Origin of the sequence: Micromonospora sp. WMMA1947, assembly GCF_027497355.1 — a bacterium.
Classification (GTDB): domain Bacteria; phylum Actinomycetota; class Actinomycetes; order Mycobacteriales; family Micromonosporaceae; genus Micromonospora.
In genome coordinates this window covers 2,530,578-2,556,762 of record NZ_CP114909.1, presented here as the reverse complement: position 1 = coordinate 2,556,762, position 26,185 = coordinate 2,530,578, and the positions used below count along the sequence as shown (strand labels likewise).

The window sequence follows — 26,185 nt, the reverse complement described above, 5'->3', positions numbered from 1 at the left end:
CCACCCCGTCGATCATGAAGTTGGCGGCACTCCAGGAGATCGACATCGCCGTCAACTTCATGATCGACGGGCCAAGGAGGGGTCAAGGAGGGGCCAAGGAGGGCCAGAGGGAGAGCTAGGCGGATTCGCGGAGGGCCAGGTGGTGGGGGGCCACCAGCTCGCGCGGTGGGGCGTCGCGGTCGGGGCCCAGGCGGCCCGCCAGCAACTCGACCGCGAGGCGGGCGATGCGTTCCTTGTCCGGGGCGACCGTGGTCAGCGTCGGGATCGAGAAGCGACCGTCCTCGATGTCGTCGAAGCCGGCCACCGCGACGTCCTCGGGCACGCGCAGGCCCATCTCGTGCAGGGCACGCAACGCGCCGAGCGCGAGCGTGTCGTTGAAGCAGAAGACGGCGTCGGGGCGTACCCCCGTGGTGAGCAGGTGCCGCATGGCGGCGGCGCCGTCCGCGCGGTGCCAGGCCGGCGCGGGCGCCACCAGGCGGTCGTCGTAGGCGATGCCGGCCTCGGTCAGCGCGGCGGTGTAGCCGGCCAGGCGGAGCCGGGCGCTGGCGCCCTCGGGGGTGCGCTGGGAGCCGATCGCGGCGATCCGGCGGCGGCCGAGCCCGATCAGGTGGGCGGTGATCTCCCGGGCGGCGGCCACGTTGTCGATCATGACGTGGTCGGCGGGGCCGTGGTCGACCCGCTCGCCCAGCAGCACCATGGGCAGGCCGGCCAGCGCGGCGAGGTCGTCGGCGGTGAGTGCGAGCGGGCTCAGGATCAGGCCGTCGATCATGTGGTCGCCGATGCCGCTGGCGGCCTTGCGTTCCTGCTCGGAGCCGCCGCCGGTCTGGTCGATGAGGACGGTCCAGCCCTGGTCGGCGGCGGCGGTGACGACGTGCCGGGCCAGTTCGGCGAAGTAGGGGATGTCCAGCTCGGGCACGGCCAGGGCGATCACCCCGGTACGCCCCTTGCGCAGGTTGCGGGCCGACAGGTTGGGCCGGTAGTTCAGCGCGGCGATGGCCTCCTCGACCCGGGCCCGCGTGTCGGCGCGCACGTGCTGGTAGCCGTTGACGACGTTGGAGACGGTCTTCACCGACACTCCGGCCCGCTCCGCGACGTCCTTGAGCCTGTGCCGCACTGCACTTCCTTCCGGTGAACGCTGGCCGCACTGTACCGCGTCACGACGACGTAACGACCTCTTTACACGAGCGCTTACAACGTTGTAGAAACCAGTGACAGCGGGGTGACCGCGGTCACCCGCAACAGCAGCGAGAAAGAGGTTGGCATCGTGCCGAACGCGCAGCTCACGATCGATCCGGCGTTCCGGGTCGCGCCGGCGGACCGCCGGATCTTCGGTTCCTTCGTCGAGCACATGGGGCGTTGCGTCTACGGCGGGGTGTACGAACCGGGGCATCCGAGCGCCGACCGGCGGGGTCTGCGACGCGACGTGCTGGACCTGACCCGCGAGCTGGGCGTGTCGGTGGTCCGGTACCCGGGCGGCAACTTCGTCTCCAGCTACCGCTGGGAGGACGGCGTCGGCCCGGCCGGCGACCGCCCGCGCCGGCTCGACCTGGCCTGGAAGACCATCGAGACCAACGAGTTCGGCCTCGACGAGTTCATGACCTGGGCGGCCGAGGCCGGGGTCGAGCCGATGATGGCGGTCAACCTGGGCACCCGCGGCGTGACCGAGGCGCTCGACCTGCTGGAGTACACCAACCACCCGGGCGGCACCCAACTGTCCGACCTGCGCCGCAAGCACGGCGCCGAGCAGCCGTACGGGGTGCGGCTGTGGTGCCTCGGCAACGAGATGGACGGGCCGTGGCAGGTCGGGCACAAGACCGCCGACGAGTACGGCCGCCTCGCCGCCGAGACCGCCCGCGCGATGAAGATGATCGACCCCTCGATCAGCCTGGTCGCCTGCGGCAGCTCCGGCCGGGGCATGCCCACGTTCGCCGCGTGGGAGGCGACGGTGCTGGAGCACACCTACGAGCACGTCGACTACATCTCCGCCCACACCTACTACGACCCCACCGACGGCGACCGGGCCAGCCTGCTCGCCTCCGCCGTCGACATGGACGCCTTCATCACCGAGGTCGTCGCCACCGCCGACTACGTGGGCGCCAAGCTGCGGCAGAAGCGCAAGCTGAAGATCTCCTTCGACGAGTGGAACGTCTGGTACCAGTCCCGCCTCCAGTCCGACCTGGACCGGCGCGGCTGGGTCGAGGCGCCGGCGCTGATCGAGGACGACTACACGGCCGTCGACGCGGTGGTGGTGGGCGACCTGCTGATCACCCTGCTCCGGCACGCCGACCGCATCGGTGTGGCCTGCCAGGCGCAGCTCGCCAACGTGATCGCCCCGATCCGTACCCGCAACGGCGGCCCGGCCTGGCGGCAGAGCATCTTCCACCCGTTCGCCCTGACCGCCCGGTACGCCCGCGGCACCGTGCTGCGGACCGAGCCCACCGGCCCGACCTACGAGACCCGCCGGTACGGCGACGTGCCGGCGCTGGACACCGTCGCCGTGCACGACGAGGAGACCGGCGCTCTGGCCGTGTTCGCGGTGAACCGCAGCCCGCAGGACCTCCCGCTCGACCTGGACCTGCGCGGCCTGCCCGGCCTGCGGGCCGAGGCGCACACCACGGTGGCGGCCGGGACCGACCCGGACGCCACGAACACCGAAGCGGACCCGGAGCGGGTCATGCCTCGGGACCTCACCACGCCCACTGTCGACGGCGGCCGGGTCTCCGTGCTGCTGCCGGCCACCTCCTGGAACCTGCTGCGCTTCGTGCCGGCGCTGTGACCAGGCAATACTCCATCCCGTCCCCCAAGGAGTACCCATGATCCAGAACGAGATGAGCCGGCGGCACCTGCTCGGGCTCGGCCTCGGTCTCGGCGCGGCGGCCACGCTGACGCTGAGCGGCTGCGGCGGCGGCAGCAGCTCCGACAGCTCCGGCGCGTCCGGCAACGGCGGCAAGGACTACACCGGCCCGAAGGTGGACCTGAAGCTGTGGAACGGCTTCACCGGCGGCGACGGCGACATCTTCAAGACGCTCGTCCAGCAGTTCAACGGCGAGCACCAGAACATCGCGGTCAGCGTGATCACGTACCAGTGGGAGGACTACTACAGCAAGCTGCCGGGCGCGGTCTCCAGCGGCAACGGCCCGGACATCGCGGTCATGCACATGGACCAGCTCGCCACGTTCGCCGCCCGCGGCACGATCACCGAACTGGACGACGTGGCCAAGGCCCTGGAGCTGAGCGAGGGCGACTTCGCCCCGACGGTCTGGAAGGGCGGCCTCTACAACGACAAGCGGTACGGCATCCCGCTGGACATGCACCCGCTGGGCTTCTACTACAACAAGGCGGTCATGCAGAAGGCCGGCCTCGATCCGGAGAAGCCGCCGACCACCCGGGACGAGTACACCGCGGCGTTGACCGAACTGAAGAAGTCCGGCGTCCAGGGCTTCTGGGTCAGCCCGTTCCAGTTCACCGGCGGCATGACGTTCTACAGCCTGCTGCACCAGTGGGGCGGGACGCTCTTCGACGCCGAGGTGGCGAAGGCGACGTTCAACTCCGACCCGGCGGTCGAGGCGTGCACCTGGCTGGTGGACATGACCAAACAGGGCCACTCCCCGGCGAACGTCGGCCAGGACGCCGACTACCTGGCGTTCAAGAGCGGCAAGAACGCGTTCACCTGGAACGGCATCTGGCAGATCAACGACCTGAAGAAGAGCCCGAACGTGCAGTGGGGCGTCGCGCCGCTGCCGCAGATCGGCAGCCAGAAGGCCGCCTGGGCGAACTCGCACAACTTCACCATCGTCAAGCAGCGCTCCGCGAACGCGAACAAGACGGCCGGGGCGAAGGTCTTCATCAACTGGCTGAGCCAGCACTCGCTGGACTGGGCCAAGGGTGGCCAGGTGCCGGCCCGCAAGGCGGTCCGCGAGAGCAGCGAGTTCACCGCGCTCACCGAGGTCAACGCGCTCGCCCCCGAGCTGGAGTACGCGGCGTTCCCGCCGTCCGTGCCGGGCCTCAACGAGGCCATGCTGACCTTCTACAGCGCCTTCAACGAGGCGGCGCTGGGCAAGAAGTCGCCGAAGCAGGCGCTCGACGACGGCGTGGCCAAGGCGAACAAGCAGCTCGAGGACAACCGCAAGAAGTACGGGAACTGATCCGCCGTGGCGGACGTGATCGAGGCCGGGGCGGCGCGTGACAGCGCGCCGCCCCCGGCGGCGCCCACCCGCCGCCGGGGCGTGACGGAACGCGGCAGCCGGACGACGCCGTACCTCTTCCTCGCGCCGTACCTGATCCTGTTCGGCGTCTTCGGCCTGGCGCCGATCCTGTTCGGGGTCTGGATCAGCCTGCACCAGTGGGATCTGCAACTGCCCAACCGGCCGTTCACCGGGCTCGGCAACTACCGGGACCTGTTCTCCAGCGAATCGGCGATCTACGGGGACTGGTGGTCGAGCGTCCGGGCCACCGGCATCTTCACGCTGTTCTCCGTACCGCTGCTCGTGGTCGTCCCGCTCGGGCTGGCGCTGCTGCTCAACCGCTCGTTCCCCGGCCGGACGTTCTTCCGGGCCGCGTTCTTCGCGCCGTACGTGCTGGGCGTCGCGGTGATCGGCCTGCTCTGGCGGTTCCTGCTGGACGCCAACCTGGGCCTGGTCAACCGGCTGCTCGGCGTGGTCGGGCTCCCCTCGGACACGCCGTGGGTGACCGACGTGCCGTGGGCGTGGGTGTCGCTGGTCGGCGTGACCGTGTGGTGGACCTGCGGTTTCAACGCGGTGATCTACCTGGCCGGTCTCCAGGACATCCCGGCCGAGCTGTACGAGGCGGCCAAGGTGGACGGCGCGGGCGCCTGGGACCGGTTCCGCCACGTCACGATCCCCGGCCTGCGCCCGGTGATGCTGTTCGTCTTCACCACCACGATCCTCGCCTCGGCGAACGTGTTCGGGCAGGCGTTCCTGATCACCCAGGGCGCGCCGGGCGAGCAGACCCGGACCGTGGTCTGGCGGATCGTCGACGAGGGGTTGCGGGACTACGACGCCGGGCGGGCCGCCGCGATGAGCGTGTTCTTCGCGCTGATGCTCGCGGTGGTGAGCGTCGTCAACTTCCGGCTGTTCCGCTACCGGGAAGACTGAGGGGTACGACATGAGGAACATGCGTGCGGTGGCGCGGTACGGCGTTCTGCTGCTGATCACCGCGATCTTCGTGACCCCGCTGGTCTGGATGCTGCTGACGTCGGTGAAGACGTACGACGACGCGCAGCAGGTGCCGCCCGGCTGGCTGCCGAACCCGTTCTCCACCTACGGCTACGAGCAGATCATCGACAACACGGCGAACCCGGTGCTGCGCTGGTTCGTCAACAGCATGCTCGCGGCCACCCTGCACACGCTGCTGGTGCTGGTGACCGCGTCGATGGCCGCGTACGCGCTGGCCCGGATGCGGTTCCGCGGCCGGAAGGTGCTGTTCGCGCTGATCGTGGGCACGCTGTTCCTGCCGCCCACCTCGCTGATCATCCCGAACTTCATCATCGCCGAGCGGCTGAACTGGATCGACACGCTGACAGTGGTGATCGTGCCCGGTGCGGCCAGTGCGTTCGGGGTGTTCTTCCTGCGCCAGTTCTTCCTCTCCATCCCGGCCGAGCTGGAGGAGGCGGCGGTGCTGGACGGCGCGAACCACTGGCAGATCTTCCGGCGGGTGCTGCTGCCGCTGTCGAAGCCGGCCCTGGCGACGCTGGCGGTGCTGTCGTTCCTGACCAACTGGAACGACTTCCTCTGGCCGGTGTACGTGCTGTTCAGCCCGGAACGGCTGACCCTGCCGGCGGGCCTGGGCCTGCTCCAGGGCGCGTACGTGACCGACTATCCGGTCATCATGGCGGGCGCGGTGCTGGCGAGCGTGCCGGTGCTGATCCTGTTCGTGCTCGCCCAGCGGCACGTCATCCAGGGCGTCTCCCGCAGCGGCCTGAAGGGATGACGTAAGGAAGGGCCCCCTGTTAACGCCTCCGGTAGTGGAAGGGCCCCTTCTTAACGCCGGGCGTTAAGAAGGGGCCCTTCCTTCGGGGGGCCCGCCTCAGGGGGTGGGGGCGGGCTCGGGGGTGTCCGAGTGCTCGCGACGGGCGAGCCGGTTCTTGCGGTGGCCGTACCCGAAGTAGATGACCGCGCCGAGCAGCATCCAGGCGAGGAACCGCAGCCACGTCTCCACCGACAGGTTCAGGCTCAGGTAGAGGCACGCCAGCGCGGTGAGGATCGGCAGCACGGGCGAGAACGGCACCTTGAACGGCCGTTCCAGGTCGGGGCGGCGCTTACGCAGGATCGGCACCGCGATCGCGACCAGCGTGAACGCGCAGAGCGCGCCGATGCTGACCAGGTCGGCCAGCGCCGACAGCGGCAGGAAGCCGGCGAGCAGCGCCACCGCGATCGTCATGATCCCGGCGATCCGGTACGGCGTGCCCCAGCGCGGATGCACCTTCGCGATGGCGGGCGGAATGAGCCCGTCGCGGGCGATGGCGAAGCCGATCCGGCCCATGGCCACCAGGTCCACCAGGATCACGCTGGTGAGACCGGCGACGGCGGCGATGGAGACGAGCACCGCGGCCCAGCCCGCGCCGACCGCCCGGAACGCGGACGCGATCGGCGCGCCCTCGTCGATCTCGGTGTACTTGACCATGCCGACCACGACGAGCGAGACGCCGATGTAGAGCACAGTGGAGATGAGCAGCGTGCCGAGCAGACCCAGCGGCAGGTCCCGCTTGGGCTTGCGGGTCTCCTCACCCAGGTTCGCCACGGCCTCGAACCCGGTGTACGCGAAGAACACGACGGCGGCGGCGGTGAGCACCCCGACGAAGCCGAAGACGGAGGGTTCCAGCCCGAAGATGGCCTGGGTGACCGGTTGTTTGATGCCGTCGTCCCCGGCCCCGGCCGGCTCGGCGGCCGGGATGAACGGGGTGAGGTTGGCCGCCTTGACGAAGAACAGCCCGGCGATGATGACGAAGGCACAGATCGCCACCTTGACCAGCACGAGCAGGTTGGTGACCCGGGCCGACTCGCGGATGCCGACGATGGCGACCACGCCGAGCACCAGCACGATGCCGATGGCGCCGAGGTTGACGACGCTGCCCTCCTCGGCGAACCAGGCACTGGGCAGGCCGAACAGGTCGGCGAGGTAGCCGGACCAGCCCCGGGCCACCACGGCCGCGCCGAGCGCGAACTCCAGCAGCAGGTCCCAGCCGATGATCCAGGCGACGATCTCGCCCATGGTCGCGTACGCGTAGGTGTAGGCGCTGCCGGCGGTCGGCACGCTGCTGGCGAGTTCGGCGTAGCAGAGCGCGGCGAGCAGGGCGACCAGGCCGGCGATGCCGAACGAGATCACCACGCCCGGCCCGGCGCTGTTCCGCGCCTCGACACCGGTGAGCGTGAAGATGCCGGTGCCGATCACGATGCCGATGCCGAAGCCCATCAGGTCGACCGCGCCGAGCCGGCGCCGCAGCCCCGGCTTGCCGTCCTCGCCGTCGGCGTCGCCCTGGGCGAGCACGTCCTGGATCGGCTTGGTACGCAGGACCGACATCTGATCACCTCCCCCGCCGTGTGGCCGCCACGGTGGCGGTCTGTGACCGGGCTAGCTACCCAGCCGTTTTCCGCTCCAATCCCGCACCGCAGGTCTCGGAATCGTCACGATCCGGCCGAGTCGGACGGCGCGGGACATCGATCACCGGCCGGGGTCTTGCGCCGGGCACGGATAGATGAAAGTTTTCTACCGGCGGCCTGGGCAGCGCGGCGAATCTTGCCGTGGAGCCCTCGCCGCCGACCGTCCCCCCGGACCCGACGAAGGGACCGCACCGCATGAAGGCAACTCGGCTCGGAGCCGCCGCGCTGGCCGCGGCGCTGCTCGGCACGCTGGTCGCCGGCACGCCCGCGCAGGCCGCCCCCGGCGACACCGGCACGACCACTTCCCCCTCCACCGACTGCGTCACCGACCCGGCCACCCCCAAGCGCCAGTTCCGGGCCATGTGGATCGCCTCGGTGACGAACATCGACTGGCCCAGCAAGGACTCCTGGACCGCGCCGGACCAGGTGGCCAAGCAGAAGGCCGAATATCTGGCCTGGCTCGACCTGGCCCAGAAGCTCAACCACAACGCCGTCGTGGTCCAGGTCCGCCCGACCGCCGACGCGTTCTGGCCCTCGCCGTACGAGCCGTGGTCGGAGTACCTGACCGGCGTACGCGGCAAGAACCCGGGCTGGGACCCGCTGGCCTTCCTGGTCGACGAGTCGCACAAGCGCAACCTGGAGTTCCACGCCTGGTTCAACCCGTACCGCGTCTCGATGCCCGCCCCCGGCGGCGCCGGCGCCGACCTGTCGCAACTGGCCCCGGACAGCCCGGCCCGCCAGCACCCCGACTGGGTCTTCGCCTACCCGCCCGCCGGCGTCGCCGGCAGCCGGCTCTACTACAACCCCGGCATCCCCGAGGTCCGCGAGTTCGTCCAGACCGCGATGATGGACGCGGTCAAGCGGTACGACATCGACGGCGTGCACTTCGACGACTACTTCTACCCGTACCCGAGCGGCACCTACCAGGTGCCCGACGACGCCACGTTCGCGGCGTACAACAGGGGCTTCACCGACAAGGCCGACTGGCGGCGGGACAACATCAACCTGCTGATCCAGGAGATGAACGCCAAGATCAAGGCCGTGAAGCCGTACGTGAAGTTCGGCGTCAGCCCGTTCGGCATCTGGCGCAACGCGTCGGCCGACCCGAACGGCTCGGACACCACCGGCTCGCAGTCGTACGACATCATCTCCGCCGACTCCCGCAAGTGGGTCAAGGAGGAGTGGATCGACTACATCGTGCCGCAGCTCTACTGGTACATCGGCCAGTACCCGGCGGCCGACTACGCCCGGCTGGTGCCGTGGTGGGCCGAGCAGGTGCGCGGCACGCGGGTGCAGCTCTACATCGGCCAGGCCGACTACAAGAGCGGTGACCCGGCGTACGGGTCGTTCTGGATGAACCCGCAGGAGCTGTCGAACCACCTGACGCTCAACCGGTCGTACCCGGAGGTGCTCGGCAACGTGCACTTCTCCGCGGTGCAGGTGCGGGCCAACCGGCTCGGCGCCACCGACATCTACGCGGCCGAGCACTACTCCCGCCCGGCGCTGGTGCCCACGATGACGCACCTGCCGCGCAAGCCGCTGCTGTTCCCGGTGGTCACCAAGGCCCAGCGGGAGGCGGACGGTGTACGCCTGAGCTGGCGGCAGCCGGCCGACGGCAAGGGCCCGCTCGGCACCGCCGCGTCGTACGCGATCTACCGGTTCGACGGGCACGGCCTGGCCGGGCGCTGCGACTTCGCGGACGCCTCCCACCTGGTCGGCACCGTCCGAGCCACCGACGGCGCCGTCCAGTCCTGGGTGGACACGACGGCGGCCGACGGCGCCCGGTACACGTACTACGTGACCGCGCTGGACCGGCTGGCGAACGAGAGCCCGGCGAGCCCGCCGCGCTTCGTCCGCTGATCTGATTCGCCGGATGCCCCCGGGCCGCCTCGCCGGCCCGGGGGCATTCGTCTGTTTGGGCGGATGTCAGCGAGCCGCCTCCCGGGGCATCGCCCCAGCTCACCCGCTTGATCGACACTTGTCGACATCCGGAGATCCCGGCCACCACCCCGCGGAGGTTCCCGTGTCCCGTCGCCTCGCCACCACCCTCGCCGCCGGAACACTCGCCCTGCTCACACTGCTCGGCCTGGCCACACCGGCCGCCGCCGCGGTGAGCACCCAGCAGAAGCTGTCCGTCCTGACCAGTTGGACGCAGACCAGCGCGTCCAGCTACAACGCCTGGAACAGCGCCCGGCAGAACCGGGCGCCCTGGACCGAGTACGGCTTCGACTGGTCCACCGACTACTGCTCGTCCAGCCCGGACAACCCGATCGGGTTCAACTTCAAGCTCTCCTGCTACCGGCACGACTTCGGCTACCGCAACCACAAGGCGATGGGCGTCTTCTCGTCCAGCAAGTCCCGCCTGGACAACGCCTTCTACGCCGACCTGAAGCGGGTCTGCGCCACGTACACCGCGGTGGTCCGGCCCGCCTGCTACAGCCTCGCCTGGACCTACTACCAGGCGGTGAGCGTCTTCGGCTCGGTCGCCGCGGTATCGCAGGCCGACCTCGACCGCGCCGCCCGGATGAAGGCCGACGCGCAGCGCCGCGCCGCCCTCGCCTGACGCACCGCACCGGGGAGTCCGCCGCCCGGCGGGCTCCCCGCCGTGCCCGGCCGGTCGATCCGCCGCGTCCGCACGTCGGCGCGCGGCCGGCCCGCTCAGCCCGCCGTGCTGCGCGGCTCGAACGCCGGCCAGGAACCCGGCGTCCGCGCGCCGAACCGGGGCGAGTCGGCAGCCAGGTCCGGGTGCTCGACGTGCAGCGCCAGTGCCGCCACCTCGTCCAGCCGCAGTCCCGCCCCGGCGCCGTAGGCGGCGTCGAACGCCTCGTCGCCGAGCACCCGGCGCAGCTCCGTCTGTCGGGCCGACCAGTACGGGCCGTATATCCCCGGCGTGGCCCGAAGGTTCGCCCGGGTGGCCTGCGCCGCCCCGAACAGCCGGGCCGCGGAGAGCGCGTCCCCGGCCAGCGCGCACCGCACCGCTATCGCGTTGATCGTGTCGCAGGCCCGGCCCAGGTAGCCGTGGCTCATCCGGGAGCGCAGCGCCACCAGCAGGTGCTCGTGCGCGGCGACCAGATCGCCCCGGGCCAGGGCCACCATCCCGAGCAGCATGTCCACCGACCGGCCGCCCCGCTCGGCCGGCCGGGACGCCTCGACCGGGCGGGCCGCGGCGAGCAGGTCGGCCGCCTCGTCCAGCGCGCCCCGGCGCCAGAGCAGCTCGGCGAGGTTGTAGACGGCCAGCAGCGCGTCCCCCACCACGTCCTGGGCGAGTGCCCAGTCGATCACCTCGCGACAGACCCGCTCCGCCTCGGCGAACTGTCCCATGTCGACGAGCGGCGCCGCGCGCCCGGCCAGCACCCGGGCCAGCAGCCCACGGTCACCGGACTGCCGGGCGGCCGCCTCGGCCCGCTGCGAGTACCGCAGCTCCTCGCCGAACTCGCCGTCCGCGCCCGCGTGCAGCGAATGCATGTGGTACGCGGCGGCCAGTTCCGCGTCCGGCATCACCTCGCCGGTCTCGGCGAGCCGGCCGTAGAGCCGGAACAGCCAGAGCCGCCCCTCGCGGGCCAGTCCGCGCTCCCGCCACCACTGGTCCAGGTCGCCTGCGAGCGACAGGCCCGAGCGGGCGCTGCCACCGGTGGCGCACCAGCGCAACGCGGCCCGCAACTCGTTCGCCAGCGGGTCGAGCGCGTACAGGGAGAGCGTCACCGGGCGGCCGTCCGGTCCCAGGTGCGCCCGGTCCAGCGCGTGCCGGCACCAGGCGACGTGCCGGTCCCGGGCGCTCTGCTCCTCACCCGCCTCGACCAGCCGGCGGGCCGCGTACGCCCGGATCGGGTCGAGCATCCGGTAGGTGCTGCCGGAGGCGTGCGGCTCGGCCAGCACCATCGACTTGTCCACCAGCACCGAGAGCGGGTCGAGCGGGTCCTCGTCGAGCAGCCACTGCACGGTGGGCAGGTCCACCGGGCCGGCGAACACCGCCATCCAGCGCAGCAGCCGGGCCGAGCGCGCACCGAGCGTCCGGTACGACCAGGTCACAGTGGCCTGGATCGTCAGGTGCCGCTCGCTCGCCGAACGCTGCACCGCGCGGCTCGCGGGGGTGGGCGGGGCAGCACCGGTCGCGGCGGCCACCAGGTCCACCGTGTCCTGCTGGTTGCCGCTCCAGCCCGCCTCCACCGGCGGCGGCTCCGCCGTCTCCCGCCCGGCGTCGAGCGTGCCCAGCATGTCGTCCAGCCGTTCGGCCAGTTGCCCGGCGGAGAGCACCCGCAGCCGGGCGGCGGCCAGTTCGATGGCCAGCGGCAGCCCGTCCAGGCGGCGTACCACCCGGTGCAGGTCGGCCTGCTCGGCCGGCTCCGGCGCCCGTCCGCCCCGGGCCACGGCGGTACGGTCCAGGAGCAGCGCCACCGCGTCGCTCCCCCCGCCGTCGGGTCCCTCGTCCACCGAGAGCGGCGGTATCCGCCACACCACCTCGCCGGGTACGCCGAACGACTCCCGGCTGGTCGCCAGCACCCGCACCCCCCGGCCACCCGCGAGCAGCCGGCTGATCACCTCGGCCGACGCCGCGGTCTGGGCGTCGCAGGTGTCGAGCAGCACGAGCATCCGGCGCGGCGCCGCGTACTCGACGAGGGTGTCGACCATCGGCCGGCCGGGCTCCGGGCGGAGGCCGAGCACGGCGGCGATCTCGAACGCCACCAGCCCCGGATCGGTCACCGCGGCGATGTCGACGAACCAGACACCGTCCGGGTAGTCCTCGACGATTCCGGAGGCCAGCTCCACCGCCAGCCGGGTCTTGCCGGCGCCGCCCGCGCCGAGCACCGTCACCAGGCGGTACGCCTCGACCAGCCGCCCCAGCTCGGCGCGCTCGGCCTGCCGGCCGACGAACGTGGTGACCTGGGTCGGCAGGTTGTGCGCTGTCGCGTCGGCGGTGCGCGGACGCGGGAACCGCCGCTCCAGCCCGGGCGCGACGAGCTGGAACAGCCGCTCCCGGTCGTCGAATCCGCGCAGCCGGTGCAGCCCGAGGTCCAGCAGGGACACCCCGTCCGGCAGCGGGTCGGCGTGCCGGGCGGTGGCGGCCGAGCAGAGCACCTGCCCGCCGTGCGCGGCGGCGGCCACCCGGGCGGCCCGGTGCACCTCCGGGCTGGCGTACTCGCCGTCGCGGGGCTCGGCGTAGCCGGTGTGCAGCCCCATCCGTACCCGCGGGGTGGCGTCCGGGTTGGGCCACTCGTGCCCGGCGAGCGCGCGCTGCGCGGTCAGGCAGGCACGGACCGCGGCGGCGGCGTCGGGGAACGCGAGGAAGAACGAGTCGCCCTCGGTCAGCAGTTCGGCTCCGTCGGTGCCGGCCAGGGTGTCGCGCAGCAGCCGCCGGTGCTCGTGCAGGACCGGGCGGTAGACCGGGCCGAGCATCCGGGCCAGCCGCGTCGAGCCCTCGATGTCGGTGAACACGAAGGTCACCCACCCGCTGGGGAGGTGGTGTCCTTGCGACATACGTCGAACCTCCGCCCGGTGACGTCGGGTTCATGCTGCCCTATGGTCGTGCCGTCACGCATCGTGAGAACGGCTGGGCAGATTCCGCCCCAAGGTGCCAAAAGATCACACCGGCGGCAAGACCCTATCGACTCGCGGGACGGAAGGCGGAAAGTCAGCAGCCGCAGGAGCCGCCGCAGCAACCACCACCGCTGGGAATCCCACCGCTCGGAGCGGCGCCGCCCCGGCCGGTGACCGCCACCGTGGACAGCAGCTTCACCGTGTCGGCGTGGCCCTGCGGGCAGGTGGCCGGCTGGGCGGCCTCGGCCATCGGGCGGTTGACCTCGAAGGTGTCACCGCAGGCGCGGCAACGGAACTCGTACCGGGGCATGTCCCAAGCGTACGGCCGGGCCTGACGTCGTCACACGGATGGGTGATACTCGACGGGTGGTGGACGGCGAACGGCGAGCGACGGCCCGGCCCCTGCGACCCGCCGCGCCACCCGACGACGGCGCCCGGTCCATCCCGCAGCCCCGCCGCGAGCGCGATTCCCTCCCCCCGAAGCCGCCCGCCGACGCGGACACCGAGCCAGGCGCGAAGACCGACGCCGAGCCCGGGGCGGACGGCGGGCGCGAGCAGACGGACTCCGGCCCGGAGACGAAGGTCGAGGCGGCGGCCGAGGGCGGCGGGCGGCGTCGGCGGATGCCGTTCGCGCACGCCGTCCGGACGCGCCCCAGGCAGGTCGCCGTCGGCGCGGCCCGGGCCACCCGCGCCTGGTCCCGGCGGCCCGGCGGGCGCACCGCGCTGCCCGCGCTGTTCCTGCTCGCGCTGGTCGCCGCCGCCACCACGGCCGGCGCGGTGGTCGTGCCGGCGGCGATCGGCCGGCCGGAACCGGTCGCCGAGGCCACGCCGTCGGCGACCGTGCCGCAGACCGCCGAGGCGCCCGCCACGCCTCCGCTGCCGGAGCTGACCGGGTTGCCCGGCACCGCCGCACCAACCGGCACGCCGCTGCCCGGTGCGACCACCGCCCCGGTGCTGCCCACCGGGCGACCGGCGGACGCGCTCGCCGGCTGGGCGCAGCGGGTCGGCGCGGTGACCGGCATCCCCGCGGTGGCGCTCCAGGCGTACGCGTACGCCGAACTGGTGCTCGCCCAGACCAACCGCGCCTGCCAGTTGAGCTGGACCACGCTGGCCGCGATCGGTTACGTCGAGTCGCGCCACGGCGCGGCGAACGGCGCCACGCTGCAAGCCGACGGCCGGGCGCTGCCGGAGATCAAGGGGGAGCCGCTCGACGGGCAGGGCGGCCGATCCCGGATCCTCGACACCGACCAGGGCGCGCTCGACGGCGACCGCGTCCACGACCGGGCGCTCGGCCCGATGCAGTTCATCCCGACCACCTGGCAGGAGATCGGCGCGGACGCCGACGGCGACGGCGTGAAGAACCCGCACGACATCGACGACGCGGCGCTGGCCGCCGGGCTCTACCTGTGCAAGGGCGGCCGGAACATGACCATCCCGGGTGACTGGTGGGGGGCCATCCTCTCCTACAACGATGTGCGTCGGTACGCCCAGGCCGTCTTCGACAAGGCCGACGAGTACGGCAGGATCAGCCGCAACGTGAGGTGACGGCTCGCGTACATTCGCGGACTCAACCCTTCCCCCCGGCTGCTGTTGACGGCAAGCTAGACGGGTGATGGTGCGCGAGTGGGATCCCAGGACCGCGTCGTCCGCCGAGATCGCGTCCCTGCTGGACACGCTGAACGCGGTCCTGGCGGCCGATCTGCCGCAGGACCCGCCATGGCGGGAGAGCTCCATGCGGGAGTATCTGTCCGAGGTGATGCCCGGCGAGCGGCGAATCTCGTGGGTAGCGCAGGACGACGCCGACCCGGACGGCACGCCCGGAGCGATCCTCGGGCATGTGCACGTGCTGCTGCTCGGGGGAATCGGCGTGCTCGAGGTGCTGGTGCACCCGGCGGTCCGGCGCAGCGGGATCGGCCGTGAGCTGGTGCGGGTGGCCGCCCGCCGGGTCTGGGACGAGGGCTTCCAGTCGATCGGCGTGGAGGTGGTCGGCGACACCCCGGCCGTCGGGTTCTACGAGTCGCTGGGCTTCACCCGCGACTACGTGGAGACCCGCAGCGTGCTCGACCTGCGCTCGGTGGACTGGCCGGCGCTCTCCGAGATGGCCGCCGGGGTCGGTGCGGGCTACCGCGTGGAGTTCTGGCCGGGCGGCCCGCCGGACGAGCTGATCGAGGCGTACGCGCGGGCCAAGGCCGAGGTGCGCGATGTGGACGACGTGGAGCTGCGGCCCAGCTCCTACGACCCGGACCGCCTGCGCGACAGCCTCGCGACGCTGCACCGGCGCGGCATGAAGCCGTACATCGTGCTGGCGCTGCACGAGCAGACCGGCGAGGTCGCCGGGTTGACCGAGGTGGTGGTGCCGGCGCAGCACCCGACCCGGGCCGACCAGTACGACACGATCGTCGTCCACGACCACCGCGGCTACGGCATCGACCGGGCCATCAAGGCACGGATGCTGCTGGAGCTGCGCTCGGCCGAGCCCGAGGTGGCCGAGGTGCAGACCTGGAACGCGCAGGACAACGAGTCGATGTTGAAGGTCAACGCCGAGCTGGGCTACCGCCCCGACCGCGACTGGTGCGAATACGGTGTGGACGTCGCCGAGCTGGTGCACCGGCTGGACAGTCACCGCTGACCGTTCACCGCCCGGCCATCGATGGGCTGGACGGTGGACCCACGAGAGCCTTAACGTTCGTTAGTTCCTGTCCACCCATCGTGGAGGCCCCATGCGCCCGCGCCGCACCCTCGCCGCGCTCGCGACCACCGCCGCCGTCACCCTCACGGCGATCGCTGTCGCACCCACCGCGGCCAGCGCCGCGCCCACCGACCTCTTCATCTCGGAGTACGTCGAGGGGTCGTCCAACAACAAGGCCGTCGAGCTGTACAACGGCACCGGTGCCCCGATCGACCTGGCTGCCGGCGGCTACCAGCTCCAGCTCTTCTTCAACGGCGCCACCACCTCGACGAACGTGGCCCTGACCGGGAGCGTCGCCGCCGGGGACGTGTTCGTCTTCGCCGCCGCGGCGGCCGCCCCCGCGATCCTCGCCCAGGCCGACCAGACGTACTCCGGTTCGCTGTTCAACGGCGACGACGCGATCGTGCTGCGCAAGGGTGACACGGTGGTCGACTCCCTCGGCCAGGTCGGTGTCGACCCGGGCAGCGAGTGGGGCAGCGGGCTCACCAGCACGGCGGACAACACGCTGCGCCGCCTGCCCTCGGTGACCGCCGGCGACACTGACCCGGCGGACCCGTTCGACCCGGCCGCGCAGTGGGCCGGCTTCGCCACCGACACGTTCGACGGGCTGGGCAGCCACACCGTCGGCGGAGGCGGGCCGGTCGACCAGCCGCCCACCCTGGCCTGCGGCGGCGCGCTGACGCTGTCGGCGGGCGCCACCGCGACCCGCGAGGTGACCGCGACCGACGCCGACGACACGATCACCGACCTGGCGGTCACCTCGGTCGTGCCGGTGCCGGCGAGCGGCTCGATCAGCCGTACCGCGTTCACCCCGGCGACCGCGGACGGCGGTACGGCCACCGCGACGCTGACCGCCACCGGCCTGCCGGCCGGCAGCTACGCGGTCACCGTGACGTCCACCGACGCCGACGGCGACAGCGCCACCTGCACGCTCACCGTGCAGGCCACGAGCGTGCTGTCGATCGGCGAGGTGCAGGGCCGCACCGGCGACGACGAGGACGGCCGCACCGACCGGTCGCCGCTCGCGCCGGCCAGCGGCAACGGCACCAGTTCCACGCTGTACGACGTACGCGGCGTCATCACCGGCATGTCGCTGACCCGCAGCTCGGCCGGGGCCGACCAGTGGGGCTTCTACCTGCAGAGCCGGCTCGGCACCGAGGACGGCGACCCGCTGACCTCCGACGGCCTGTTCGTCTTCATGGGCTCGTTCACCACGCTGATCGGCGGGTACGCCCCGACCGTCGGCGACGAGGTCGTGCTGCGCGGCCGGGTCTCCGAGTACTTCAACCAGACCCAGCTCTCCGGCGCCTCGCTGGTCCGCAAGCTGGACTCCGGCCTCGACGTGGACACCGCGGTCCGGGTCGACGACGCGGTCCCGCCGGCCGAGGCGGCCGCCGCCGACCTGTTCTGGGAGCGGCACGAGGGCGAGCGGATGCGGGTACGCGCCGGCAGCGGCGTTTCCGCGCCCCGGCACATCTACTCGTCCACCGCCGACTCCGAGATCTACGTGCTGGACCGCGAGGACCCGATCATGAAGCGGTCCGACCCGTACGCCCGGCGGGTGTTCCGGGACGCGCACCCGCTCGACGACATCCCCGGCGCGCTGTTCGACAACGGCAACAACCAGCGCGTCCTGCTGGGCGCCGGCGGTGTGAAGGCGACAGCCGGTGACTCCCGGGCGCTGCTGCCCGAGGCGCGCACGTTCGACACGCTCACCGAGGACGCCTACGGCTCCGTCTCGTACGCGTTCAGCAAGTACAGCGTGCAGCCGGAGCAGCTCACGCTGACCGGTGGCGCCGACCCGGCCGCGAACCACCCGCCGCAGCCGGCCGACCGCGGCGGCGAGGTCGCGATCGCCACCTACAACGTGGAGAACCTGTACGACTACCGGGACGACCCGTTCGACGGCTGCGACTTCGCCGGCAACACGGGGTGCCCCGGGGTCAGCCCGCCGTTCGACTACGTGCCGGCGAGCCCGGAGGCGTACGCCGCCAGGCTGGCCGTGCAGGCCCGGCAGATCGTCCAGTCGCTGCACAGCCCGGATCTGATCCTGGTGCAGGAGGCCGAGGACCAGGACATCTGCTCGGTGGTCGACGGCGCTCTGGCCTGCGGCGACACCAACAACGCCGACGGCGCGCCGGACACCGTGCAGGAGCTGGCGCTGACCATCGCCGCGCACGGCGGTCCGGCTTACGCCGCCGCGTACGACCGGACCGGCGCGGACGCCCGGGGCATCGCCTCGGCGTTCCTCTACCGCACCGACCGGCTGACGCTGGCCGAGGCGACCGCCGCGGACCCGCTGCTGGGCTCCGCGCCGACGGTCCGGTACCGCTCGGCGGCGCTGCCGTCCAACGCCGACGTGCAGAACCCCAAGGCGTTCAACGCGGTGCTGCCGGACGACGTGGACCGGTCGACCGGGGTGGACGGCAGCAACGTCTACACCCGTGCGGCGCAGCTGGCCCGGTTCACCGTCAAGGCCGCGCCCGGATCGAACGAGCGGTTCACGCTCTGGGCGGTCGCCAACCACTTCTCGTCCGGGCCGGACAGCCGGGTCGGGCAGCGCCGGGAGCAGGCCGCGTACGGGGCGGCGATCGTCGCGGCGGTCGAGGCGAGCGACCCGAACGCCCGGGTGGTGTACGGCGGCGACCTGAACGTCTTCCCCCGCCCGGACGACCCGATCGCCACCGCCCAGAACCCGACCCCGTCGGACCAGCTCGCCCCGCTGTACGAGGCCGGGCTGCACAACCTCTGGGACGACCTGGTGAAGGACGCTCCGGCATCGGCGTACTCGTACACCTTCAGCGGCCAGGCGCAGACGCTGGACAACCTGTTCGTGAACGCCCCGATGCACGACGACCTGGTGCAGGTACGGACGGCGCACATCAACGCCGACTACCCCACCGACGCGCCGGAGCTGGGTGACCGGGGCGCCAGCGACCACGACCCGCAGGTGGCCCGGTTCCGGTCGCGCGCCTCGCTGCGCGTCGCGGACACCTCGGTCGCCGAGGGCGACAAGGGCACCCGCGCGATGACGTTCACCGTCACCGTGTCGCGCCCGCTCTCCGAGCCGGCCCTGATCTGCGCGACCACCTACGGCACGACCGCCCAGGCCGGGTCGGACTATGACCCGTACGTGGGCTGCCGGGTGCTCGCTGCGGGCCAGACCTCGCTGACGTTCCCGGTCACCGTGCGCGGTGACCGCAAGCGCGAGGCGGACGAGAAGCTCACGCTGTACGTGGCAGGGGTGCCGGGCCTGCGCCTTGCCGACCCGTCCGGCGTCGGGACGATTCTGAACGACGACTGAGCGGCGTTCCGCGCGGCGGCCCGTCGATTCGCTCATGGGCGGATCGGCGGGCCGCCGCGGTATCCGCACCGCTGCGGGTCGGGCGGAGGCGGTACGCCCCGGTACTTGGCCACCCGCACCTCCCACTGGCTACGGCGGCGCAGCCAGTCCCGGACCTCCCGATCGCGGTAGAAGGTCTCCGGTGGGCGGGCCAGGCCGTACCGGTCGGCCCACCACTCCCCCGGCTCCGGGTCGGTGACGATGTCGAGGTGGGACGGGTACCGCCGCTCCGCGCCGTCCCGCAGGTCGGCCCGGTCACGCATCGGCTTGAGCACCCGCCCGGCCTCGTCGACGACGATGAGCCGGAAGCCGGCCGTACCCACGATGCGCGACAGCATGGCCAGGCTCGGCGTCAGCGTCCCCGCCTCGATCCGCCCGACGGTGCTCGGATGCACCCGGGCGAACCGGGCCAGCTCTCGTTGGCTGGCGTCGGCCCGGCGACGCACCGCCCGGACGATCCCCGGCGCCGGGAACGGGACGTCGAACGGCTCGGTGAGCAGCGCCGGGCCGCCGTCCGCCACCGGGCCGCCGTCCGCCGCGGCGGTGCCGGCGCTCGCGGCGGCGGCCGCCTTCGGCTCGGTGTCGGCGATGTCTGTCACGCCGCCCACGGTCCCGCCGCCCGCACCGGCCCGGCAACCCCGCTCCCCGCCCTTGTGGAAACCCCGGGATACGGCGTCCACCCGGCACGGCACCGGGCCACCGACAGACACAGAGGGTGATTGTCACTCAGCGTCAAGCAGTGCATCAAACCGCGCGATCCCCATCCACCCCGAACAGGACTTAACCGGCCAGAACTCCCGAGATCGTCGCCGCAAGGAGAACGCCCTCGGCAGACTTTGCTCTGCAGCCACCGAGGCAGCGCTCACGATTCGTGACAGGTGCGTCCGTGGCTGCAGAGCAAAGTCGGGGAGAGATGGGGTGCCCTGCCGCCCAGGAAGACACGCTGAGTGACCGCCTTGGGCTGTGGACAACGCACGACGACCACACGCAAGGGGCGCATCCTCGGTGAGCGTGCCGACGGCGCGAGGGAGCGACGCGACGCCGAGCGCCGACCGCCGGTCAGTAGCGCTCGCGCAGCAACCGGGCGGCCTCGACGGCCCAGTAGGTGAGGATGATCTGGGCGCCGGCCCGGCGGATCGAGGTGAGGGTCTCCAGCATCACCCGTTCCCGGTCGATCCAGCCGTTCGCGGCGGCCGCCTCGACCATCGCGTACTCGCCGGAGACCTGGTAGGCCGCGACCGGGACGTTCACCGCGGCCCGGACCGCCGACACCACGTCGAGGTAGGGCAGCGCCGGCTTGACCATCACCATGTCGGCGCCCTCGGCCACGTCCAGCTCGACCTCGCGCAGCGACTCGCGCAGATTCGCCGGGTCCTGCTGGTAGGCGCGCCGGTCCCCCTCCAGCGCCGACTCGACGGCGTCGCGGAACGGGCCGAAGAAGGCGGAGGCGTACTTCACCGCGTACGCGAGCACCGAGACGTCCTGGTGCCCGGCGGCGTCCAGCGCCTTGCGGACGACGCCGACCTGGCCGTCCATCATCCCGGACGGCCCGACCACGTGGACCCCGGCGGCGGCCTGGGCCACCGCCATCTCGGCGTACGCGGCGAGCGTGGCGTCGTTGTCGACCCCGCCGTCCGGGGTGAGCAGGCCGCAGTGCCCGTGCGAGGTGAACTCGTCCAGGCACAGGTCGCTCATCACCACAGTCGAGTCGCCGACCTCGGCGATCACGTCCCGGATCGCCGTGTTGAGCACGCCGGCCGGGTCGATGCCACCGGAACCGGTTTCGTCCCGCGTCGCCGGCACCCCGAACAGCATGATCCCGCCGACCCCGGCCTGCACCGCCTCCGCGGCGGCCTTGCGCAGCGAGTCCCGGGAGTGCTGGAGCACCCCCGGGAGCGACGCGATGGCCCGCGGCTCGGTCAGCCCCTCCTTGACGAACATCGGCACGACCAGCTCGGCCGGGTCGACGCGGGTCTCGGAGACCAGCCGCCGCACGGCCGCGTTGCGGCGCAGCCGGCGGGGCCGGACCTCGGGGTACGACATGACGGGCCTCCTGTCAGCGGAACCGCAGGGCGGTCGGGCCCTGCACCTTGGAGCCCCGGCGCTGCTTCGCCGGCATGGCGGCGAGCTTCTCCCGCAGCTCGACGGCGTAGGCGGCGAGCGCCTCCACCAGGTCGGGCACCGAGGCGTGCGGCGGCTGCACGTCGACACGCAGGCCGAACTCGGTGGCGGTCTCCGCCGTCTTGGGCCCGATCACTGCAACAACTGTGCGCGCGTGCGGCTTCCCGGCGATACCGACGAGGTTCCGCACCGTGGACGACGAGGTGAACAGCACCGCGTCGAACCCGCCCGACTTGATCGCGTCGCGGATCTCGGCGGGCGGCGGCGCCGCCCGGACGGTCCGGTACGCGGTCACGTCGTCGACCTCCCAGCCGCGCTCGGTGAGCCCGGCGGCAAGCGTCTCGGTGGCGATGTCGGCGCGCGGCAGCAGCACCCGGCCGACCGGGTCGAGGATCTCGTCGTGCGGCGAGAACTCGGCCAGCAGGCCCTCGGAGGACTGCTCCCCGGAGGGGATCAGCTCGGGCTGGATGCCGAAGGCGCGAACGGCCTCGGCGGTGGCGTCACCGATGCAGGCGATCTTCACGCCGCCGAAGTGGCGGGCGTCGAGACCGTGCTCGGCGAACTTCTCCCACACCGCGCGGACCGCGTTCACCGAGGTGAAGATCACCCAGGCGTACCGGCCGTCGACCAGGCCCTTCACCGCCCGCTCCATCTGCGCCGGGGTACGCGGCGGCTCGACGGCGATGGTCGGCACCTCGCACGGGATCGCCCCGTACGCGCGCAGCCGCGCACTCATCACGCCGGCCTGCTCCTTGGTGCGGGGCACCAGCACCTTCCAGCCGTACAGCGGGCGGTTCTCCCACCAGCTCAGCTTGTCGCGGTCGGTGACGGCCGCGCCGACGGTGAGCACCACCCGGCCGGTGAAGCCGAGCGCCGCCGCGACGAAGGAGTCCACGCTCGACGTGGTGGTGTACTGCGTCTCGCCGGTGCCGTCGCCGGTCACCCCGACCGGGGTGGTGCCGTCGACCCCGGCGGCCAGCAGGCCGTCCCGGACGGCGGCCAGGTCACCGGCGTCCACGGCGAGCGCCAGCGAACCCCGCCCGACGGCGGTGGCGAGCGCCTCGAAGTCCAGCGCGGTGACGTCCTCGACGTCGGCGGCGGTCCGCACGCCCGGCAGCGGGACACCCGCGTAGGTGGCCACGCCCTCGGCCTGGCCGACGCCCGGCACCACCTCGAAGTGCGCGGCGGTACGCGCGACCGCCTGCACCTCCTTGACCACCGAGTCGTGGCCGAACGGGTCACCGGAGACGAGGTGCACGGCGTTCTGCCCGGCCCGGGCCGCGGAGATCAGCACCTTCGCCACGTCCCCCGGTACACCCTCGGCGGGGCTGAACTCGGCGTCCGGCCGGGCCTGGGCGCGGACGTGCGCCAGGAGCGACTCGGGTACGCCCCGGTCGTAGACCACCTGGTCGGCGTCGACCAGGGCGTCCAGCGCCCGGCGGGTCAGCAGGCCCGGGTCGCCGGGTCCGGCCCCGACGAAGGCGATCTGGCCTACGGGCTTACGGGTGCGGGTCATTCTGTGCTCCCAAGTTGCTGGGTCCCCGGGCCGGCCTGTGCGTCCTGGCCGAGGATCGAGTCGGCGCCGAGTTCGAGGAGTTCGGCGGCGAGTGCCTTGCCGATCTCCGCCGCGTCGGCGGGCGTTCCGGTGCGGGACAGCCGGAGGTCACGGGTACCGTCCGGGCTGATCACCGCACCGCGCAGGTAGATCTCCTGATTGACGTCGCCCTCGTCGGTGGGCTCGCCTTCGGCGAGGACGGCGTACGCGGCCACGGGTGCGCTGCACCCTGCTTCCAGGGTGGCCAGCAGCGCCCGCTCCGCGGTGATCGCGGCACGGGACGGTTCGTGGTCGAGCAGCGCGAGCAGCTCGAGCACGTCCTGGTCGTCGGCCCGGCACTCGACGGCCAGCGCACCCTGAGCGGGCGCGGGCAGCATGAGCATCGGGTCGAGCGTCTCGGTGATGACGTCGGCGCGGCCGATCCGGTTGAGCCCGGCGCGGGCCAGCACGACGGCGTCGAGGTCGGCGTCCGGGCCGAGCACCCGGGCCACCCGGGTGTCGATGTTGCCCCGGATCGGGGCGACCTCCAACTGCATGCCCAGCGCGTGCAGCTGGGCGATCCGGCGCAGCGCGCCGGTGCCGACGCGGGCGCCGGGTGGCAGCTCGGCGAGCGTACGGCCGTTCGTGGCCACCAGCGCGTCGCGCGGGTCCTGCCGGGGCGGCACGGCCGCGACGTGCAGGCCGGGAGCCGCCGCGGTGGGCAGGTCCTTGTACGAGTGGACGGCGAAGTCGATCTCGCCCGCGGTCAGCGCGTCGCGCAGCGCGGACACGAACACGCCGACGCCGAGCCGCTGCACCGGGGCGGTGGACTTGTCGCCGGCGGTCACCACCTCGACCAGCTCGACCGGGCGGCCGGTGGCCGCGGTGAGGGCCTCGGCGACGTGGCCGGACTGGGCCATCGCCAGGGCGCTGCCCCGGGTACCGAGGCGAAGGGGGGCGGTCATCGCGCACCTCCGGTGGGCGGGACGTCGGCGGCGTCGAACGACGGCCGGCCGTCGAGGTCGGTGGCGACCACGTCGGGAACGGTGTCGACCGGGGACGTCTGCGGAACGTCCAGGTCGAACAGTTCGCGCAGCAGCGCCGCGTACTGGTCACCGCCGGGCTCGGCGGCGAGCTGGCGGACCCGTACGGTCGGCTGGTGCAGCAGCCGCTGCACGACCCGGTGCACCGTGCGGGCGACCTCGGCGCGCTGGTCGTCGCTGAGGTCGGGGCGGCGCTGGCCGAGCCGGCGCAGCTCGGCGGTGACGACGTCCTCGGCCCGGCCACGCAGGGCGGCCACCGTCGGCGCGACGTCGGCGCCGCGCAGCCAGCTCAGGAACGCCTCGACCTCGCCGGCCACGATCCGGGCCACCTCGGCGGCGTCGGCCGCGGCCGGTCCGTCGGCGAGGACGGCGGCCATCCGGTCGATGTCGATCACCTCGACGCCGGGCAGCTCGGCGACGCCGGGCTCGACGTCACGCGGGACGGCCAGGTCGAGCAGGACCAGCGGGCCGCGGTCGGCGTCCCGGCGGGCCAGCGCCCGGGTGACCACGTCGCGGGTGAGCACCGGCTCGGTGGCGGCGGTGGCGGCGACCACGACGTCGACGGCGGCGAGCGCGGTGATCAGCTCGGCCATCGGTACGGCGGACGCGCCGTACGACTCGGCGAGCCGGACGGCACGGGCGGCGCCCCGGTTGGTCACGGTGAGCGGGCCGGCGCCCAGCCGGGACAGCGTGGCGACGCCCAGCGAGCCCATCGCGCCCGCGCCGACCACCATGGCGGGCCGGCCGGCCAGGTCGCCGTCGAGCAGATCGGCGGCGAGGTCGAGCGCGGCGGTGACGACGCTCTGCCCGGCCCGGTCGATGTTGGTCTCGGCGTGCGCGCGCTTGCCGACCCGCAGCGCCTGCTGCATCAGCTCGTGCAGCAGCCGGCCGGCGGAGTCGGCGCCACCGGCGGAGTGGTACGCGTCGCGGAGCTGGCCGAGGATCTGCGCCTCGCCCACCACCATCGAGTCGAGCCCGGCGGCCACCCGGAAGACGTGGTCCACCGCGGCGGCGTCGTAGTGCACGTAGAGGTGCGGGGCGAGCGCGGCCGGCTGGCAGCCGGCCTGGTCGGCCAGGATCGCGCAGATGTCGCCGAGTCCGCCGTGGAAGCCGGAGACGGCGGCGTAGACCTCCACCCGGTTGCAGGTGGAGACCAGGACGGCCTCGGCCACGTACGGCTGGGCGATCAGGCGGTCGAGCGTGCGGGTGAGGTCGGCGGGCGGGACGGCCAGCTGTTCCAGGGTGGCGACCGGGGCGGTGCGGTAGGACGCGCCGACGACGAGCAGTTTCACGTGCCGATCGCCTCCTGGGTGTCGGTTGCCGCGAGTCCGCCGGGCAGGGCGGTGAGGGCGGACCCGCCGGTGGCGGGGAGCGCGGTCAGCGATGCCTTGCGGTGCTCGTGGAAGGACAGGATCTGCAGCTCGATGGCGAGGTCGACCTTGCGCACGTCGACCCCGTCCGGAACCGAGAGTACGCAGGGTGCGAAGTTGAGGATGCTCGTCACGCCGACGGCGACCAACTGGTCGGCGACCGCCTGGGCGGCCGGGGCGGGGGTGGCGATGACGCCGATCGAGATCGACTCCTCGGCGACGATCCGGGGCAGGTCGTCGACGTGCTGGACGACCAGGCCGTTGATCTCCTCGCCGACGCGGGACCGGTCGGCGTCGAGCAGCGCGGCGATGCGGAATCCGCGGTTGGCGAAGCCGTCGTAGCCGGCCAGGGCGTGACCGAGATTACCCACGCCGACGAGCGCGACGGCCCGGCACTGGGTGAGCCCGAGCACCGAGGAGATCTGGTCGACAAGCAGCGCGACGTCGTAGCCGACGCCCCGGGTGCCGTACGAGCCGAGGTGGGAGAGGTCCTTGCGGAGCTTCGCGGAGTTGACGCCGGCGGCGTTCGCCAGGCCCTCGCTGGACACCGTCTCGTGCCCGGCGTCGACGAGCGCGTGCAGCGCACGCAGGTATTCCGGGAGCCGGGACACGGTCGCCTCGGGCAGGTCCGGTAGTGCCGGTACGGCACCGGTGCGACCGGGCGCGCCTGGTTGACGGTGCTGGCTCATGAGACTCCGTGCGGTGCGATCCTCGACCAGCGGCGAGGGCGGGTCGTTTCGGGACTCCCGCTGGCGACCGAGATTGCCGGCTGTGCTAGCAGGGCGCGTCGGAACTACAGAGTAGGTGTTTGTGAAGGGGTGCACAAATCGCGATCTTGAAAGCTCGCGACGCGCCTTCACCTGCCCCTCCATTCCCGCAAGATCGATCAACCGCGTCTATCGGCGGCGCGTGGCGATTATTGCTCAATCCA

The 26,185-nt window shown here is 72.6% G+C and carries 18 protein-coding genes and 1 pseudogene; 9 read left to right on the top strand and 10 right to left on the bottom strand.

What is annotated here, in order from left to right:
- Nucleotides 1–115: 115 nt before the first annotated feature.
- Nucleotides 116–1,114, bottom strand: coding sequence for a LacI family DNA-binding transcriptional regulator (locus tag O7604_RS12315; RefSeq protein WP_269703911.1), 999 nt, complete (start codon nt 1,112–1,114; stop codon nt 116–118).
- 150 nt (nt 1,115–1,264) lie between these two features.
- On the opposite strand from O7604_RS12315, the gene O7604_RS12310 reads away from it, so the two are divergent.
- Genes O7604_RS12310 through O7604_RS12295 form a run of 4 tightly spaced genes read left to right on the top strand, consistent with a single transcriptional unit; the run spans nt 1,265 to nt 5,949 of the window.
- Nucleotides 1,265–2,776, top strand: coding sequence for an alpha-N-arabinofuranosidase (locus O7604_RS12310; RefSeq protein ID WP_281579689.1), 1,512 nt, complete (start codon nt 1,265–1,267; stop codon nt 2,774–2,776).
- Between the two features lie 37 nt (nt 2,777–2,813).
- On the top strand, nt 2,814–4,145 hold the full coding sequence (locus O7604_RS12305) for an ABC transporter substrate-binding protein (RefSeq protein WP_269703909.1): 1,332 nt from the start codon (nt 2,814–2,816) through the stop codon (nt 4,143–4,145).
- Nucleotides 4,146–4,151: 6 nt separating this feature from the next.
- Nucleotides 4,152–5,114: a sugar ABC transporter permease gene (locus tag O7604_RS12300; protein WP_281579688.1), complete on the top strand. Its 963-nt coding sequence runs from the start codon at nt 4,152–4,154 to the stop codon at nt 5,112–5,114.
- A gap of 10 nt (nt 5,115–5,124) precedes the next feature.
- On the top strand, nt 5,125–5,949 hold the full coding sequence (locus O7604_RS12295; RefSeq protein ID WP_269703907.1) for a carbohydrate ABC transporter permease: 825 nt from the start codon (nt 5,125–5,127) through the stop codon (nt 5,947–5,949).
- Nucleotides 5,950–6,045: 96 nt separating this feature from the next.
- Here O7604_RS12295 and O7604_RS12290 read toward each other — a convergent pair whose 3' ends face one another.
- A complete protein-coding gene (locus tag O7604_RS12290) occupies nt 6,046–7,539 on the bottom strand; it encodes an amino acid permease (RefSeq protein WP_269703906.1) in 1,494 nt (497 codons plus the stop codon).
- Between the two features lie 275 nt (nt 7,540–7,814).
- Between O7604_RS12290 and O7604_RS12285 the strand changes: the two genes are divergently transcribed.
- Nucleotides 7,815–9,479, top strand: coding sequence for a family 10 glycosylhydrolase (locus O7604_RS12285; protein ID WP_281579687.1), 1,665 nt, complete (start codon nt 7,815–7,817; stop codon nt 9,477–9,479).
- 163 nt (nt 9,480–9,642) lie between these two features.
- Entirely contained in the window at nt 9,643–10,182 is a 540-nt protein-coding gene (locus O7604_RS12280; RefSeq protein ID WP_281579686.1) for a phospholipase, read from the top strand.
- 152 nt (nt 10,183–10,334) lie between these two features.
- Here O7604_RS12280 and O7604_RS12275 read toward each other — a convergent pair.
- A pseudogene (locus tag O7604_RS12275) lies at nt 10,335–13,094 on the bottom strand (adenylate/guanylate cyclase domain-containing protein); the annotation flags it as partial.
- A 154-nt stretch (nt 13,095–13,248) separates the two neighbouring features.
- Nucleotides 13,249–13,464, bottom strand: coding sequence for a zinc ribbon domain-containing protein (locus tag O7604_RS12270; RefSeq protein WP_269703902.1), 216 nt, complete (start codon nt 13,462–13,464; stop codon nt 13,249–13,251).
- A gap of 38 nt (nt 13,465–13,502) precedes the next feature.
- On the opposite strand from O7604_RS12270, the gene O7604_RS12265 reads away from it, so the two are divergent.
- The 3 genes from O7604_RS12265 to O7604_RS12255 all read left to right on the top strand — a co-directional run bounded on the left by O7604_RS12265 (nt 13,503) and on the right by O7604_RS12255 (nt 19,147).
- Complete coding sequence (locus O7604_RS12265) at nt 13,503–14,699, top strand: murein transglycosylase (protein ID WP_281579685.1); 1,197 nt, start codon at nt 13,503–13,505, stop codon at nt 14,697–14,699.
- 67 nt (nt 14,700–14,766) lie between these two features.
- On the top strand, nt 14,767–15,783 hold the full coding sequence (locus tag O7604_RS12260; RefSeq protein WP_269706989.1) for a GNAT family N-acetyltransferase: 1,017 nt from the start codon (nt 14,767–14,769) through the stop codon (nt 15,781–15,783).
- A gap of 91 nt (nt 15,784–15,874) precedes the next feature.
- Nucleotides 15,875–19,147: a lamin tail domain-containing protein gene (locus O7604_RS12255; protein WP_281579684.1), complete on the top strand. Its 3,273-nt coding sequence runs from the start codon at nt 15,875–15,877 to the stop codon at nt 19,145–19,147.
- Between the two features lie 32 nt (nt 19,148–19,179).
- Here the strand turns inward: O7604_RS12255 and O7604_RS12250 are convergent, their stop codons facing one another.
- The 6 genes from O7604_RS12250 to O7604_RS12225 form a co-directional block, all read right to left on the bottom strand.
- Nucleotides 19,180–19,785 (bottom strand): helix-turn-helix transcriptional regulator, encoded by a 606-nt coding sequence (locus O7604_RS12250; RefSeq protein WP_281579683.1) that lies wholly within the window; start codon nt 19,783–19,785, stop codon nt 19,180–19,182.
- Nucleotides 19,786–20,245: 460 nt separating this feature from the next.
- Entirely contained in the window at nt 20,246–21,229 is a 984-nt protein-coding gene (gene hemB, locus O7604_RS12245) for a porphobilinogen synthase (RefSeq protein WP_269703898.1), read from the bottom strand.
- 13 nt (nt 21,230–21,242) lie between these two features.
- Nucleotides 21,243–22,823 carry a uroporphyrinogen-III synthase gene (locus tag O7604_RS12240; RefSeq protein ID WP_281579682.1) on the bottom strand — a complete coding sequence of 527 codons (1,581 nt, stop codon included), beginning with the start codon at nt 22,821–22,823 and terminating at the stop codon, nt 21,243–21,245.
- Nucleotides 22,820–23,806, bottom strand: coding sequence for a hydroxymethylbilane synthase (gene hemC, locus O7604_RS12235; RefSeq protein ID WP_269703896.1), 987 nt, complete (start codon nt 23,804–23,806; stop codon nt 22,820–22,822). The genes O7604_RS12240 and hemC overlap by 4 nt, the downstream gene beginning before the upstream one ends.
- Nucleotides 23,803–25,176: a glutamyl-tRNA reductase gene (locus tag O7604_RS12230; RefSeq protein WP_269703895.1), complete on the bottom strand. Its 1,374-nt coding sequence runs from the start codon at nt 25,174–25,176 to the stop codon at nt 23,803–23,805. Before O7604_RS12230 ends, hemC begins: the two co-directional genes overlap by 4 nt.
- Nucleotides 25,173–25,943 (bottom strand): redox-sensing transcriptional repressor Rex, encoded by a 771-nt coding sequence (locus O7604_RS12225; protein WP_269703894.1) that lies wholly within the window; start codon nt 25,941–25,943, stop codon nt 25,173–25,175. Before O7604_RS12225 ends, O7604_RS12230 begins: the two co-directional genes overlap by 4 nt.
- Between the last annotated feature and the right edge of the window lie 242 nt (nt 25,944–26,185).